A 16,380-nucleotide genomic window follows, 5' to 3' on the forward strand; every position below is an offset into this window, starting at 1 on the left:
GTGGTATGTTGCCCAGTTTGAATATTTGTTAGTACGCGACAATAGCTGCTTACGTTTCTTTCTTGCGCGTAATGCCGGCTACATGTCCCGGGCCAAGCAGTGTCAACTTGGACAGGATATCGGCCATCTGCTCCGGAGGCAAGTCCATGCCGTTATCCAGCCAGTTCTGAATAACTCCGAGGTGGGCGGAGCTGACGTAAGCGGTCAGGTAATCGGCCGGAACGAGCACTTCCCCTCCTGAGCTCGTCAGAATAGGCAGAGCACGCTGCCGGATCACTTCCCTGAGCCGTTTCTGGAAGGAAGGATCTCCACCCGCCCCAAGGATGACGCGCATAAATGGCGCGTTTTCCTGCAGATAGACAAATAGCTTGCGCACGAACGGAGACGGATCGATCGCTCCGTTGTTATTGATCCACTTGCCTTGCACCGCGTTCTGGAACCCCTCGGCCGCCATCGATTCGATGACTCCGATGATTTCCGCTTCGCTCTGCTCCAGCAAGTCGTATTTGTCCCGGTAATGAATGTAGAACGTACCGCGGTTAATATCTGCCCTCTCCGTCAGATCCTTTACCGTAATGCCGTCGAAGCCCTTCTCCTCCATTAGCGCCGTCAGCGCGTCTCGAATGACCCGTTTCGTACGCAGCACGCGCCTGTCCGGCGTCGGTATGTTTTCGCTCAGAGGCAAGCCCTCCTAAACAGTATTCGCCGATTTGTTTAGTATGCGGCATTTCGCAGAAACTTGATTATTGTACATAAGACTAAAATCATTATAATCTACAGTGTGAATATTAATCAACACGGTGTTTATTTAAGAAAAGGTAAAGGAGAGTGCCGACATGCAGGTGTTTAAAAACAAATTGTTTCTCGCATTGCCGTTGATCGCCATGCTGGTTTTGTTTATTTTCGTTCTGGCGTTGTATCCGTCGGCGACGATGAAACCTGTCTTGCTGCCGATCGCCATCGTCAATCTGGATGAAGGGGCTGCGTTGCCGGACGGTACGGCGGTTAATATGGGAGACCAGCTTGTCGAACAAATGAAACAAGCCTCCGGTAAGGCTGCCGAAGGCGAGGCATCGCCTGTCAAGTGGGTGCAGCTCGAATCGGCCGAGGCTGCCAGGGAAGGCATGGATAACCGCGACTATTACGGGGCAATGATCATTGCGGCAGATTTCAGCGCGAAGCAGGCATCGCTCAGATCTCCGGCACCTCAGCAACCGGAAATCGAAGTGCTGGTTAACCAGGGCATGAACGCGACGGCCGCCAATATGGTCACTCAAATGGTGAGCGGCATGGTCGGAAAGCTTAACGCAACGATTAGCGCGGGGCTGCTGCAAGAGCTTGAAGCGAGCGGGGCGACGCTTAAGCCTTCCCAGGCGGCGATTGTTGCTTCGCCTATATTGGCTCAGATCACCAACGTAAACGAGACAGGGAAGAACGCGGCCAGAGGCAATGCGCCGGTATCGTTGTTCCAGCCGATCTGGATGGCTAGCATCGCTGGCGCTGCCATCAGCACGCTCGTGGTTGGCAAAGCAGTGGCTTCCGCTTCCTCAAGAAGAAGCAAGCTCGCAGACCGGCTGATCCAAGCGGGAGTCGGCGTCGTTCTCGCGCTATTATCGGGATTTCTGGTCACCTGGCTTGCGGACCGTTTTCTGGATTTGGACGTCCCGAACATGGCCGAGATGGGATTGTTTATATCGTTTTCGATCCTGGCGTTTTTCCTGATGATCTCCGCCATCCTGTCGTGGACGGGAATCCGGGGCATCGTACTGTTCGTGCTCCTTTTGTTTTTCGGCGCTCCGCTTCTCGCGCTGCCGGCAGAATTTATGAACGGCTTCTACCGGGACTGGATTCATTCGTGGTTGCCGATGCGGTTCATGGTCGACGGCTTACGGGAATTGTTTTTCTTCGGCAACGGTTTCGAATGGAACGAGTCGACGGCTGCGCTATTCTGGATCAGCGCGGGAAGCCTGATCGTACTGCTGCTCTCCGTGCTGAAGCCGCAGAAGGTCTCAAGCGGAGCTGAGCTGGCTGCATCTGCATCTTCGTAAGCCGGGCCCGTCCTATTGTAAATTGTGAACAGCTATGGTAAAATCGATTTATGTGTTTTTACGGAGTGGTACGCTGGAGGTGGATGGAATGGATATCGCATTGAAGATCCTGCTCGTTATTTTCTCGGTCGGCTTGATCGCAGTCGTATTGTTGCAAAAGGGTAAGAGCGCCGGGTTGTCCGGAGCGATTACGGGCGGTGCAGAGCACCTGTTCGGCAAGCAGAAGGCGCGTGGCCTGGACTTGTTCCTGCAACGTCTGACTGTTGCGTTGGCAGCCGGGTTTTTCATTTTGGCGCTGATCGTTTCTTATTTCGTCAATCAATAACATAAGATGTTTAGTAAGATGAAGACGGGGGTTTACCCCGTCTTCTTTTTTTTGTGTGGACGGATTGCCAAGCAAAGCGCGACAGTTCGTCCATGAATGATTCACCGTGAAAGTAACATAATATTCGATGAGAAATATTCCGCTTTAAGCGGATTTCTTTATTTTTTAATAGAATGGTTTCATTTTAGAGGAAGCGATGTTTATAAATCATGAGTTTTCTGGTCTTTTCTTCTTTAACTGCGGCTTTGTTCGGCGATAGGATGAGGACATGGATCAGTTCGAGGAGGACGGAGAACTATTCATAGTTTGAAGAAAAATGGGGGATCAAGTTATGCAAATGATCAGTATAACATCTGTTGTGAAACGAATGAAAAAAAATTCGCCCTTAATGACGATGGCACTTCCTGGTGTATTGTTTTTATTAGCTTTTTCTTACGGACCTATGTTTGGCATTTTAATTGCATTCAAGAATTACAACTATGAGCAGGGTATTATTGGAAGCGAGTGGGCGGGATTAAGAAACTTTGAGTTTTTATTTTCGTCAGGCGCTGCATGGTCTATTACCAGGAATACGTTATTTTACAATTCATTATTTATTATAAGCGGAACTATTATGGCCATAGCATTGGCATTATTATTGAATGAAATATCCAACAAGTTGTTTCGTGGCGTTCTTCAGTCTAGTTATATCATACCGTATTTTATTTCATGGGTTGTCGTTTCGTCGTTCACCTATGCGTTATTTAATGCACAAAATGGACTATTGAATCCGATTTTAGAGAGCATGAATCTGAGGCCTGTGGATTGGTACACGGATGGCACCTATTGGCCATTTATTTTAGTCATTATTAGTGCCTGGAAAGGGGTTGGATTCAATTCCATCATCTATTTGGCATCTATTCTTGGCATTAATCGAGAGTACTATGAAGCGGCAGACATAGATGGAGCCAATAAGTGGAGACAGGTCTTCTATATTACATTACCTCATATTAGACCGGTTGTAATCATTTTAACGATCTTGGCGATTGGGAAAATTTTCTATGCGGATTTTGGTTTATTTTATTTTTTGACAAATCAATCCGGACTTCTTCTTCCCGTTACTGATGTTATTGACACTTATGTCTTCCGTACACTTCAAGTTACAGGGGATGTTGGCATGGCTTCTGCTGCAGGATTCTATCAGTCCGTTGTTGGCTTTACACTGGTGCTTCTAGCCAATTATGCAGTTAGAAAATTAGATAATGAGAATGCATTATTTTAAATAGGGGGTTATTTATTGTGAATTCAAAGAGGGTATATACGTATATACCGCGAATAATGATATCTGCTCTATTAATTCTACTTGCAATATGTTGCATCATGCCATTTGTAATTATTATTTCTTCCTCAGTAACAGATGAAATGACGATTATCAAAGAGGGATTTCAATTATTTCCTCGAAATTTCAGCTGGACTGCCTACCAATTTCTTTTTCAACATCCAGAAGATTTGTTGCGTGCTTATGGGGTCACAATTGCGGTAACGGTAACCGGAACTGTTGGCGGATTACTTATTACATCATTGCTAGCGTATACTTTATCTCGCAAAGAATTTATTTTGAGAAATCCTTTGAACTTTTATGTGTTCTTTACCATGTTGTTTAATGGGGGGCTTGTTCCTTACTATATATTGGTTGCCAATGTATATGATTTAAAAGGATCGTTGTTGGCTTTGATTTTGCCTCTAATGGTTAATGCGTGGAATGTATTGATCATGCGTACCTTCTTTGTTCAAGTTCCCGAGGCATTAATCGAGGCGGCGCGCATTGAAGGATCAGGAGAGTACCGAATATTTTTTTCAATCATGGTGCCTCTGTCGACACCTGTCTTTGCCACAATCGGCTTGTTTTTGGTGATGAGTTACTGGAATGATTGGTTTCAGGCATTGCTCTTTATCGATGATCGGGTGAAGCTCCCTTTACAATATTTGTTATATAACATACTACGAAATGCTATAGAAGTTGCAAGTCTTAGTCGAGTCGGGGGACAGACGATTAATACGATTATGCCCACTGAGTCGTTGAAGATGGCGACTGTTGTCATCACTGTAGCTCCAATGACGATCGTATTTTTATCTATTCAACGCTATTTTGTGAGAGGAATTACAATTGGCTCTGTAAAAGGTTAGGGGGTCGATAGAAGGATGAAGAGATGGAGTTTGCCGCGTTCCTATTTTGCAAGAATGCTCTTATCGTTATCTATTGTATTTGTACTCATCATTTCAATGATCTCTATAGCTATTTACTATAGTGTCGATAAGGTAATGAGTCAAACCGTTGAGAATATGAGTCAAAAAACGTTATCCCAGGTTAGTTATAGTGCAGATTACATGCACGATTCGGTGAGGAATACGGCATATACATTGTTTAATAACGCGAATGTCATTCAGTACATGTATCAGAAGCAGATTGATTATGTCGATATTCTGCAGGGCGTGAGTCAGCTAAGAACGTGGGCGGACACGAACTCTTTCATCTATTCTATTTATGTTTATAACAAGAAGATGGATATGTATATGTCTACAGTCGGTATGGATGTAGCTATAACAAATGATCAGTTTTTTGATCAGGAGATCAGTGAGCTTATGAGGCAGCAGGTCGTAGAAAATAGAAGACTAATGCCTATTCCGCGCTCGACAAAGCTTAGTTTGAATGGTGTCTTACAGAACGATGAAGTAGACGTATTCACATACATCATTTACGATTTGCAGTCTGCGGATCATGAAGTTCAGGGTGCGGTTGTACTGAATATTAAGGCGGAATATTTGAAAAATATAATCAGATCTTTGCTTTCGAAGGACCAAACGGATCACAGTCATTTGTTTATTGTAGATGAACAGGGCGAAATCATTGTTAGTTCGGATGAAGGTATAGAAGAAAATACCAAGTTCCAAAATGATTTTATCGACAAGGTTCGACTATCGGATTCAAATTCCGGAAACTTTAAGACGCAACTCTATAAAGATGGAAAAGAAATGATGGTCACTTACGTTACATCTGATCCATTAGGTTGGAAATTTATTGAGGTCGTATCCTTTGAGCAAATCTATGCGCCCTTATATAAAATCAAATGGATAACCATCATGGTTTGCAGCAGTGTGTTGGTTGTGGGACTTCTATCGGCATTTTTGGTGTCGCGTCAGGTCGCAAGTCCGATTCGGCAATTAGTAGGAAGAGTGACTCATTTGACTAAGACAAAGGAGCAAACCGGAAACCAAGGGGAACTGGCTTTTCTCTCTGAATCGTTTGCAGCAACGTTCCAAAGAAATAAATATTTGGATTCAGAAGTGAAACAACATCGCAAGTCAGAAGTATTGCGAAATTATTTGACCTATAATGGTGAGTTGTCCTTTCACTCGCTCTCTTCATCCTTTCTGGATAATCAAATACGTATTGATACAGAGCGATGCTACTCGGTCATTTTATTGCAAATCGATCATTATGACAAGTTGAATCAGACATTTTCCCGAAATGATCAATCGTTGCTTCGTTATGCGATTCAGAATGTCTCTGGTGAAATTCTGGGACATTATGAGCGGCTTGAGATTGTCGATCTGGAAGGCGAGCATATGGTAATCCTTGTCAATCCGGAGGAAATCTCTGAAGAGCGGTATTTGGTGAATATGAAGGAACTGTTGAAGCAACTGCAATGTTGGTCTGAGCTGCATTTGAAGATATCGCTTACATTTGCAATTGGAGGCTACCAAAAGGATATTACTGAAGTAAATAATGAGTATTTTGATTTGCAGCATCTCATTAAATATCGATTTATTTATGGTTATCAAAGCGTCATTCATAAAAGTATGCTGCCTGTTTCAGAATTTCAGCATGAGGCAACGATAGTGGCTTTGGAAGAGAAGATACTGGCCGAGTTAACTCGAGGCAGCTTCAACGAAGTGATCCAGTCTTTTGATGAAATGCTTCTTTTGTTGAAGTCGGGCACCTACAAGCAGATCATATCGGCACTAACTCATTTTATTTATGTGCTTAATAATCGAACGATGACGCTTCAAAACAATAGCGTCGCTAAATTTGATATCGATTATGAATATTTCACGAAAGAAATTACTGAAGCTGACACATTAGATGAAGTGAAAATACGGTTTGTTCTACTATTCAAAAAAATTGTTGCTGGTGTGGCGCTCAAAAACGAAGGACGTGGACAACTCATTATCGATAATGTAGTCCGAATTATTGAGGAGCGATATCGGGATCCTAATCTGAGTTTAAACGTCATTGCTGAAGAAATTAAAATGTCCAAAGTGTATTTGGGAAAAGTATTTCGAGATGCCATGGGGCAATCGGTATCCGACTATATTAATGAAGTAAGAATTCAGCAAGTTATTAAAGAAATGCAGCATTCGGATTTACCGGTAGCAGGGATTATGGATAAAGTCGGAATTGAAAATAAAAGTTACTTTTACACAATGTTCAAAAAGAAAATAGGCGTTTCCGTAAGTGATTACAGAAAAAGGCATCTGAATAAAAAGTAGAAGGAGACGGGAACATGGACGGAAGAGACAAATACGCCATCGGCGTGGATTACGGAACGCAGTCCGGCCGTGCGGTGCTGGTGAAGCTGTCGAACGGGGAAGAAGTCGCGGAGCATGTGACGCCTTATCGTCATCATGTCATTGATGAGCAATTGCCGGTATCCGGCATCAAGCTGGGACATGACTGGGCGCTGCAGCATCCGCTCGATTATCTGGAGGTGCTTGAGCAGTCCGTGCCGGCCGTTATGAAGGAATCCGGGGTTAGCGCGGAGGACGTGATTGGGATCGGCATCGACTTCACGGCTTGCACAATGCTGCCGATCGACGAGAACGGCACGCCGTTGTGCCTGATCGACGAGTTGAAGATCAACCCTCATAGCTGGGTGAAGCTGTGGAAGCACCATGCCGCGCAGGAGGAAGCGAATCGGATCAATGAGCTTGCTTCAAGCAGGGGCGAGAAGTGGCTGGCGCGTTACGGCGGCAAAATCTCCTCGGAGTGGATGTTCGCCAAGGTGTTCCAGATTTTGAACGAGGCTCCGGACATCTACGACCGGGCCGATCAATTCGTTGAAGCGACCGATTGGGTCATCGGCCAGATGACGGGCCGCATCGTCCGCAACAGCTGCACGGCGGGTTACAAGGCGATCTGGCACAAAACGGACGGCTACCCGAATGCAGCGTTCCTGCAGGCGCTGGATCCGCGCCTTGCGAATCTGACGGAAACGAAGCTGCGCGGCGAGGTCGTGCCGCTCGGCACCAAAGCCGGCGAGCTGACGCCGGAGATGGCTTCGCGTATGGGGCTTGCCGCAGGAACGGCCGTTGCCGTCGGCAATGTGGACGCGCATGCGGCGGTGCCGGCTGTTGGCGTCGTGACTCCCGGCAAGCTGGTCATGGCGATGGGCACCTCGATTTGCCATTTGTTGCTTGGCGACGAAGAGCGGGAAGTCGAGGGCATGTGCGGCGTCGTCGAGGACGGCATCATTCCCGGTTACTTCGGTTATGAAGCGGGTCAGTCGGCAGTTGGCGATATTTTCGAATGGTATGTGGAGGAGGCCGTGCCCGCTTATATGTTGAAGGAAGCGGAGGCGGCCGACGAGAATGTGCATGTGTATTTGACACGCAAAGCATCCGAGCTTGTACCGGGACAGTCCGGCCTTGTCGCGCTCGACTGGTGGAACGGCAACCGCTCGGTGCTGGTCGACACCGACTTGACGGGCGTCATGCTGGGCATGACGCTGCTGACGAAGCCGTGGGAAGTGTATCGCGCGTTGCTTGAAGCAACGGCATTCGGCACGCGCAAGATCGTGGAAGCGTTTCACAATAGCGGCATTGAAGTCAGCGAGCTGTACGCTTGCGGCGGTCTGCCGCAGAAAAACGCGCTGCTGATGCAAATCTACGCGGACGTCACGAACCGCGAGATCAAGGTTGCGGCGTCGAAGCAGACTCCGGCGCTTGGCGCGGCCATGTTCGGCGCTGTCGCGGCTGGCGCGGAGCGCGGCGGCTACGACAGCATCGTCGAAGCCGCCGAGCGGATGGCCCGCGTCCGCGAGGAGACGTATAAGCCGATTCCGGCGAACGTCGCGGTCTACGACAAGCTGTACGCGGAGTACTACGCGCTGCACGACTATTTCGGCCGCGGCGCCAACGACGTGATGAAGCGCCTGAAGGCGATCAAGGAGCAGACGGGGAATCCCTTCCTTTTAATAAAATGATTCATTTTTGAATGTGTTACGTCGCTAGATATTGCATGATTCTTTTATTTTTAGGTTTGTCTTACGTTACAAATACAGCTAAAAATAAAACACCGGAACAAATCCGGAGTATATTGCAAAAAAATGGGAGGTTGGTCTTGAATGTTTAGAAAGATGAATATTGTATCGTTAGTGTTAATGATTTGTTTAACACTGGCACTAACGGCCTGTGCAGGGGCAAAGAATACAGGTTCCGAAGCATCTACAAATTCGCCAAAGCACAACGCAACTGAGTCAAACGGTGAGTCAAAGTCAGAACCTTCTGCGCTTCCGCCTGTAGAATTAACATGGTACTATCCCGGCACGCCTCAGAAGGATGTTGCGCTTATTCAAGAAGCAATGAATAAGATTACGAAGGAAGAAATTAATGCAACGATCAAGCTGATCACGATTGATTGGGCCAGCTACACGCAAAAACTGAATGTGATGCAGGCTGGCGGAGATGAGTTCGATTTGGCATTTGTTGCACCGTGGGTAGGCAACTTTTATCAAGGTATTTCTAAAGGCGCCTATCTCCCTTTAGATGATTTGCTAGAGCAATATGCGCCAACTCTGAAGAGCACCGTTCCCGATAAAATATGGGACGCGGCAAAAGTCGGAGGACAAATCTACGGTGCGATCAACTGGCAGATTGTTGCGGGACAAGTTGGCATTGAGATAAGAAAAGACTTAGCGGATAAATACAACTTGAATATGGATAGCATTCAAAAAGTAGCCGATTTAGAGCCGTTTTTAACGCAGGTGTCGGAAGGCGAAGAGAATAGTCCGTATATTTTTGTGCCTGGCAGTGCAATTGATGGGTTCGACAACATTGGAGATGATGGAAGTCCAGGGGTCATTCGTATTCATGATGACAAGTTAACCGTATTTAATCAATTTGAATCTGATGAATATAGAGAATTCGTTGAGCTCATGCATTCATGGTATAACAAGGGGCTAATTCGTAAGGATCAATCTACACTATCGTTTTCTAATGAAATTCTGAAGTCGGGATCATTCGCTGGAGTAATTTCTTATCCGATTAAGCCGGGCGTTGAAATTGAAGACGAAGCGAAATGGGGTCAGCCTGTCTTGGCTAAGTCCTTGACGAAAGCATTGATCACAACGAATAAAGCAAATGGAACCATGACAGCGATTAGCAAAACATCCAAAAATCCGGAACGTGCCATGATGTTTTTAGAACTCATTAATACAAATAAAGAGCTTTATAACCTCATCTGTCATGGTATTGAAGGTGTGCATTATACAAAAGTCTCTGAGAATTTGATACAAAAAAATCCGGATAACACAGGCTATAATCCATTGACAGATTGGATGTTCGGCAATCAATTTAATAGTTATTACACGGATCCTGCTCAAGTTGGCGCATGGGAAAAAACAGAGGAAATGAATCTAAGCGCTGATATTTCTCCGATCCTGGGATTCAGTTTCGATCCTGAAAATGTAAAAACAGAATTGGCGCAAGTAAACACGGTAGTTTCGCAATATGCAAAAGCGTTGGATACAGGCAGTGTGGATCCGGCGGTTGTATTAGACGAGTTTATTGCCAAACTAAAAGAAGCAGGATCGGATAAGATTATTGCTGAAAAGCAGAAACAATTGGATCTATGGTTAGGAAGTAAATAACATTAGGATGCATGGTAATCAGTCTGGGCCATAAAAGCGCTCAGACTGATGATTATATCAGAGAAGGAGTCTGATTCGACTGTGAAAAAGTGGATGGCGGGTATGTTGATTGGACTATTTATGTTCACCTTGAATATCTTTCCGATACAGGACACTCATGTTAGCGCTTCCGCTCAGGCGACCTTTTATGTTTCGCCTTCAGGCAGTGACAGTAACCCTGGTACGTTGAGCGCTCCCTTCCAAACGATTCAGAAGGCCAGGGATGCTGTACGAATGATCAATCGGAATATGACAGGAGATATTATTGTTTATCTTCGCGGAGGCACGTACCAGCTGGACGATACGATTCAGCTTAATGAGCTTGATTCCGGTACAAATGGATATCAGGTTATCTACAGGGCTTATCAGACAGAAGCTCCTGTGCTTACAGGAGGGGTTGCGGTAACAGGTTGGACACTGGATTCAGGCGGGATTTATAAAGCAACAGTATCTTCGGTGTCGAATTTCCGACAGCTTTATGTCAACGGGGAACGCGCACAACGCGCTCAAACTTCGACTTTGAATACGGCTTTAGGCTATCATTATGACGCTTCATCTAAGATTGATGGCTTTATCGTGAATGGTAGTGTAGTAGATATATATGATAATGCTAGTGATGTTGAAATTAATTGGAAGCGAGAGTGGGTCAATACTCGTCTGCCGGTAGCACAGATTATAGATGGAGCCGCTGGAGAGAAAATTATCCTGATGAAGCAACCCTATTTTGATTGGGCTATGACGATGAATGCCAGCTTCAATACCATTGCCATAACGGACCCGTTTTATATTGAAAATGCAAAAGAATTGTTGGACGAAGCGGGTGAGTGGTATTTCAATCAAACGACTTCTACGCTCTATTACTGGCCTAAGCCGGGAGAGGATATGAATGCCTTAGAAGCGTATATTCCGAACGATGATGTGACGACTCTCTTATCAATTAAAGGCGCATCAATTACTTCGCAGGCCAACCATATTACCATTCAAGGCTTAACTTTTGCTCATACGACTGAATTAAGAGCCTCTACTCAAGGAGTAGCGCCGCTTCAGGCTAGTTTTTGGATAAACGAGGTGGATCAAACCGTATTCACCACGAATGGAGTGATGCCTTCTGCTGCAATAGATATCGAGCATGCGAACCAAATCATAATCGAAAGCAATCGATTAAAACATTTGGGTGCAGCAGGCATAAAGATGGATAACGATGTACAAGATTCTCAAATCATTAATAATACAATTACAGATGTATCCGCAGATGCAGTTATTATAGGAACCTGGCACCATCGACATATCGATTCGTCTTTACAAGAAGCTTTGTGCAGCAATATTTTAGTCAGAAATAACTTGATTTCGAATGTAGCGAATGAATATTGGTCTTCTCCAGCCATTACTGTTTTTTATGGCAAGCAAATCGATATACAGCATAATGACATCAGCAATATTCCCTATACAGGCATTTCAATGGGATGGGATGGCTGGGGTGGAGTGATGTGGGATGAGTTCTCATTAGGCTCCAATCGGATTGCATGGAATAAAATAAGTGATTATATGAAGAAAATGCGTGATGGTGGAGGTATTTATACTTTAAATACACAACCTGATACGGTGATAGAAGGCAATTATATAACGAATATGAACAATTCCTACGGTGGAATTTATCCCGATGAGGGTTCTGGTTATCTTAAGATTATCAATAATGTAGTGGAAAATATGGGATCTGCAAATTGGCTCTATATTTGGCAGTCTTCTATCAATCATATCAAGGTCGATAATAACTATACGAATTCAACAAACATAATTAATAACGGAACAATGATTTCGATCAGCAATACGAACTATTACTCCGGTGTACGACCTGCTTCTGCACAAGCTATTGTGAGTAACGCAGGTATCACATCGAATACGTATACACCGCTACCTGCACCGCCGGAGTCAACAATAGGCGACTTGGCTTTTGAGAAACCATGTTATGCATTTTATTTGGATGATTCCTATGCGACTGTGCATCCGGGTTCAGATGGATGTCGAGCGGTTGACGGTTATGACAGCACTTATGCTCAAGCATTCGGACAATGGAAGTGGAGAGAAGTCGTAAATCTGGGAAGTGTAAAAAATATTAATAAAGTTATCGTTACGTTCCCGCAAATCCCTTCGGCAGATCTAACGCTCTACGCCACGGAATACAAGATCAAGGTTTCGATAGATGGAACCAACTATGCAACGGCAGCCAGTGTAACAAGCGGAACGGGAGGCGCCATTACGACCGTGTTCAATCCTGTTTCCGCAAGATATGTCATGGTTGAGGCGGTCAAGCCGGACAATAGCGGTCAAGCGGGGACGCAGATGGCCATTAGCAGTTTGGAAGTCTTCGGTACAGAGGATGAGTTAAGTCAAAAAGTGAATGATACTGCGCCTTCTATTATTTATAACGGGAATTGGAATTATTCTGATTCACGCGGCTTTGGCAACTATAAAGACGATGTTCATTATACGGCAGACAATGGAGATTACTTTGAAATAACCTTTGTGGGATCAGGCATTGAATTGATTAGTGAGAAGTATATGGATCGTGGCGATATAGACATCTATATAGACGATATTTACAAGGAAACCGTGAGCAGTTATATAAGCTCAGGTTCCCAGGTGGATCAGACGATTTTCTCTGAAAGAAATTTAGTGAATGGGAAACATACGCTAAGAGGCGTAAAAAGAACAGGGACTGTTATGGTTGTAGATGCCGTTAAGATCTATAATCCGGAATTTAATGTTCCTGTTAATAATGACAGATCCGAAATTCATTATTCGGGTTCATGGGTGCACAGCACTGGACGTGGATATGGCAATTATTTGGATGATGTTCATCACACGAATACGTTGAATGACTATTTTGAGTTTACGTTTACTGGAAGCGGGATTGATTTAATAAGTGAAAAGTATTTGGACCGCGGCGATATCGATATCTATCTTGATGGTGTCTATATAGAAACGATCAGTTGTTATAGCCCGGTATCGATGGTTCAGCAAACGATATTTTCTTCGGGCGAATTGGCGAATGGCCTTCATACCATAAAGGGGGTCATGAAATCCGGGAGTGCAATGGTTGTTGATGCTTTTAAGGTTTACGATAGCGGGTTCAATCCGCCTGCTGCAAGTAATCTAAAGCTTTGGCTTAGAGCGGATGCCGGAGTAATCAAAGATTCCAATGGTTTCATAGGTACGTGGCAGGATTTATCCGGAAATGGAAACCATGCTATTCAGAGTCATATATCCAACAAGCCTGCATGGATTGATCATGAAGTGAATGGCAGACCTGTTATTAGATTTGATGGTGTTAACGATTTTATGTCCATCTCCAGTCTAACGGGGAATATGGATGATTTTACAATCATCTTCATGCTGCGTCCTGCGGAGCTAGCAAATTACAATCAAAAAATGTATGCGTCAGGCGCTTGGGGCGAATTTGTCATGCACACGGATGAGAACGGTGGGCTTTATGTAGGTACGGACATCGCAACTAGAATGGAACCATCTAACTCAACGTATAAGAGGGGCAATTATGCAATAGATGTGTTTCAAAGGTGGGCCTACTCGTATAGTTCGGTTGAGGGTCGCGGATTTATTTATAGAGATGATTATCATACTGCCAGCCCTGTATTGCAGACAAATCCTAATAACTGGTCGGGATTTATGCTTGGCGAGAACGGTACGGGAACCATACATGGAGACATTACAGAAATCTTTATCTATGATAAAGTGCTCACGGATGCGGAACGTATTCATATCATCAGTTATTTAAATACGAGATATGTCAACAACTAAACCAATTACGAGGAGTCATGTTGTTAATGAAGCGATTAGCTAGCAGACAAGTGCATCTGGACTTTCATACTTCAGAATGGATCCCTAATATAGGCGAGAAGTTCGATAAGAAACAATTTCAGCAGGCACTGCAATTAGGCAAGGTCAACTCGATAACTGTTTTTGCCAAGTGCCATCATGGTTGGTCCTATTATCCAACTTCTGTAGGCAAGGTACATCCAAACTTGCAGTTTGATTTAATGAAGCAACAAATTGAGGCTGCTCATGAAATTGGTGTTCGGGCTCCGATCTATATCACCGTAGGATTTTCTGCTAATGATGCTGAAGAACATCCACATTGGGTTGTAAGAAACCAGGATGGATCAGTGACAACGATTGGCATAGATCCGCTTGCTAAGCCGGAAGATCAACGTCCAGGCGTATCTTGGAAATTTTTATGCCCTAGTGGAGAGTATGCCGAATTCATTTATGCTCAAACAAGAGAAGTGTGCAATTTATATGAAGTGGACGGGCTGTTCTATGATATTTGTTTCTGGTCGTTGTGCTGGTGCGACAATTGCCGAACAGGGATGATTCATGAAGGTTTAGATCCTGACAGCGAAGTAAGCGCCAGAGTATATCATAAGCTAAAATGGCAGCGATTTATGTCCAGATGTTCAGAGATCATCGTTGAGAAGAAACCGGATGCTTCTATATTTTTTAATGGCAGCGCTTCGCCATATGAGCCGGAGTGGCATGATTGGCAAACTCACTTTGAATTAGAGGATCTGCCAACGACTTGGGGCGGCTACGATAAGATGCCATCCAGGGCTAAATATTTTGCGCAAAGCGGCAAAGATTATTTGGGGATGACAGGTAAGTTTCATACCTCGTGGGGGGAATTTGGAGGATTTAAATCAATAAATGCCCTTCGCTATGAAGTTTCTTCGTTATTGGCATATGGAGCCCGCTGTAATATTGGAGATCAGCTTCATCCTTCAGGTCAGATGGATATGGAGACCTATCGTCTGATCGGTGAAGCTTATCAATATGTGGAGCAAATTGAACCGTGGTGCTTTGATACGATGGAGACAACGAGGTTAGGGATCATGCTCTCCGGGCAGGTGAAGTCCGATGAAGGCTTAGTCAAAATGCTCCTTGAAGGACATTATGATTTTGACATTGTGACAGATAGCACAGCGGATTTAAGTCGTTTTGAAACGATTATTTTGCCTGATTGCATCTTGCTAAATCCACTTCAAGCGGAACGTTTGCAAGCCTATATGTTGCAAGGAGGAAGTCTCCTGCTCACAGGACAAAGTGGGCTCAATGAAGAGAAAACGCATTTTTGTGTGGATATAGGCGGAAGCTATATGGGGAAATCCAAGTATGACAATGACTATTTGCAGCTGCATGATTCGGTTTGGAGCGGACTTGTGAATAGTCCCGTGCTTTTCTATGAAGGTTCCGAGCTGATTGAGGTGACAGAGGGAGAAGTGCTGGCTTCTGTATTAGATCCTTATTTTAATAGAACCTATGCACAGTATTGTTCACATTTGAATACACCCTATCAGTTAGACGTGAAGCATCCGGGCGTTATTCGAAAAGGCAACGTTGTATATTTGGCGCATTCGGTTTGCAGGAATTATTATGACCATGGCGCTCAATTCCATCGGGATTATTTTTTACAAGCATTACAGTTAATCTATAAAAATAATGTTATGGAGGCGGATATGCCGAGTTCGGGTAGAGCCCGCTTTGTTAAGCAAGCAGAGAAGGATAGATATGTTCTGCATCTATTATATGCGACTCCGATTCAAAGAGGAAGAACGCTTGTTATAGACGACCTGCCTCCTTTGTATGATGTGAATGTCAAAGTACATGTCAAGGAGCCCATCCAACGCATCTATCTTGCACCAGAAATGAAGGAAATACCATTCGTGCAAGTAGATACACAGATTGAAATGAAAGTTCCTAAAGTAGAATGCCATCAGATTGTTGTGTTGGATTATTAACCATTGCGAGGCAAATGGGTCAGGAGGAAAAGTAAATGTATGATTGGAAGCAATTAACGGAAATCGGTATGAAGCAAAGCAGATTAAGCTCCAGTACATGGCCATATGACAAGTATCCGGAACAACAGGAGTTGTTTGCTGGCAGTAGAGTAACGATACTCAATGTAGAAGGGCCGGGTGTCATCTCTTCTATTCATGCTTCAAATTATATGGATCGCAGGCACTAGCGTTGCATTAATGTTCCCATGCTC

11 protein-coding genes are annotated in these 16,380 nt (G+C 44.5%); 10 read left to right on the forward strand and 1 reads right to left on the reverse strand.

Features of this window, described 5'->3' with window-relative positions:
• Positions 1-49: 49 nt before the first annotated feature.
• Complete coding sequence (locus tag B1748_RS30745; RefSeq protein ID WP_256976048.1) at positions 50-685, reverse strand: TetR/AcrR family transcriptional regulator; 636 nt, start codon at positions 683-685, stop codon at positions 50-52.
• Positions 686-836: 151 nt separating this feature from the next.
• Between B1748_RS30745 and B1748_RS30750 the strand changes: the two genes are divergently transcribed.
• The 10 genes from B1748_RS30750 (at position 837) to B1748_RS30795 (ending at position 16,356) form a co-directional block, all read left to right on the forward strand.
• Positions 837-2,048, forward strand: a complete 1,212-nt coding sequence (locus B1748_RS30750; protein WP_256976049.1) for a YhgE/Pip domain-containing protein — start codon at positions 837-839, stop codon at positions 2,046-2,048.
• A gap of 88 nt (positions 2,049-2,136) precedes the next feature.
• Complete coding sequence (gene secG / locus B1748_RS30755) at positions 2,137-2,373, forward strand: preprotein translocase subunit SecG (RefSeq protein ID WP_087571782.1); 237 nt, start codon at positions 2,137-2,139, stop codon at positions 2,371-2,373.
• Positions 2,374-2,704: 331 nt separating this feature from the next.
• The gene (locus B1748_RS30760; RefSeq protein WP_306299348.1) at positions 2,705-3,634 is read left to right on the forward strand and encodes an ABC transporter permease; all 930 of its coding nucleotides are present in this window, start codon (positions 2,705-2,707) and stop codon (positions 3,632-3,634) included.
• Between the two features lie 17 nt (positions 3,635-3,651).
• Positions 3,652-4,539: a carbohydrate ABC transporter permease gene (locus B1748_RS30765; protein WP_087571784.1), complete on the forward strand. Its 888-nt coding sequence runs from the start codon at positions 3,652-3,654 to the stop codon at positions 4,537-4,539.
• Between the two features lie 15 nt (positions 4,540-4,554).
• A complete protein-coding gene (locus B1748_RS30770; protein WP_087571785.1) occupies positions 4,555-6,903 on the forward strand; it encodes an AraC family transcriptional regulator in 2,349 nt (782 codons plus the stop codon).
• Positions 6,904-6,917: 14 nt separating this feature from the next.
• Positions 6,918-8,615, forward strand: a complete 1,698-nt coding sequence (locus B1748_RS30775; protein ID WP_087571786.1) for a ribulokinase — start codon at positions 6,918-6,920, stop codon at positions 8,613-8,615.
• Positions 8,616-8,756: 141 nt separating this feature from the next.
• Positions 8,757-10,280 (forward strand): ABC transporter substrate-binding protein, encoded by a 1,524-nt coding sequence (locus B1748_RS30780; protein ID WP_087571787.1) that lies wholly within the window; start codon positions 8,757-8,759, stop codon positions 10,278-10,280.
• Between the two features lie 81 nt (positions 10,281-10,361).
• Positions 10,362-14,135 (forward strand): galactose-binding domain-containing protein, encoded by a 3,774-nt coding sequence (locus B1748_RS30785; RefSeq protein WP_179215905.1) that lies wholly within the window; start codon positions 10,362-10,364, stop codon positions 14,133-14,135.
• Between the two features lie 26 nt (positions 14,136-14,161).
• Positions 14,162-16,129 (forward strand): alpha-amylase family protein, encoded by a 1,968-nt coding sequence (locus B1748_RS30790; RefSeq protein WP_179215906.1) that lies wholly within the window; start codon positions 14,162-14,164, stop codon positions 16,127-16,129.
• A gap of 35 nt (positions 16,130-16,164) precedes the next feature.
• Complete coding sequence (locus B1748_RS30795) at positions 16,165-16,356, forward strand: hypothetical protein (protein ID WP_087571790.1); 192 nt, start codon at positions 16,165-16,167, stop codon at positions 16,354-16,356.
• The last annotated feature ends 24 nt before the right edge of the window (positions 16,357-16,380 follow it).

Origin of the sequence: Paenibacillus sp. MY03 (genome assembly GCF_002165585.1) — a bacterium.
GTDB classification, from domain to species: Bacteria; Bacillota; Bacilli; order Paenibacillales; family Paenibacillaceae; genus Pristimantibacillus; species Pristimantibacillus agaridevorans.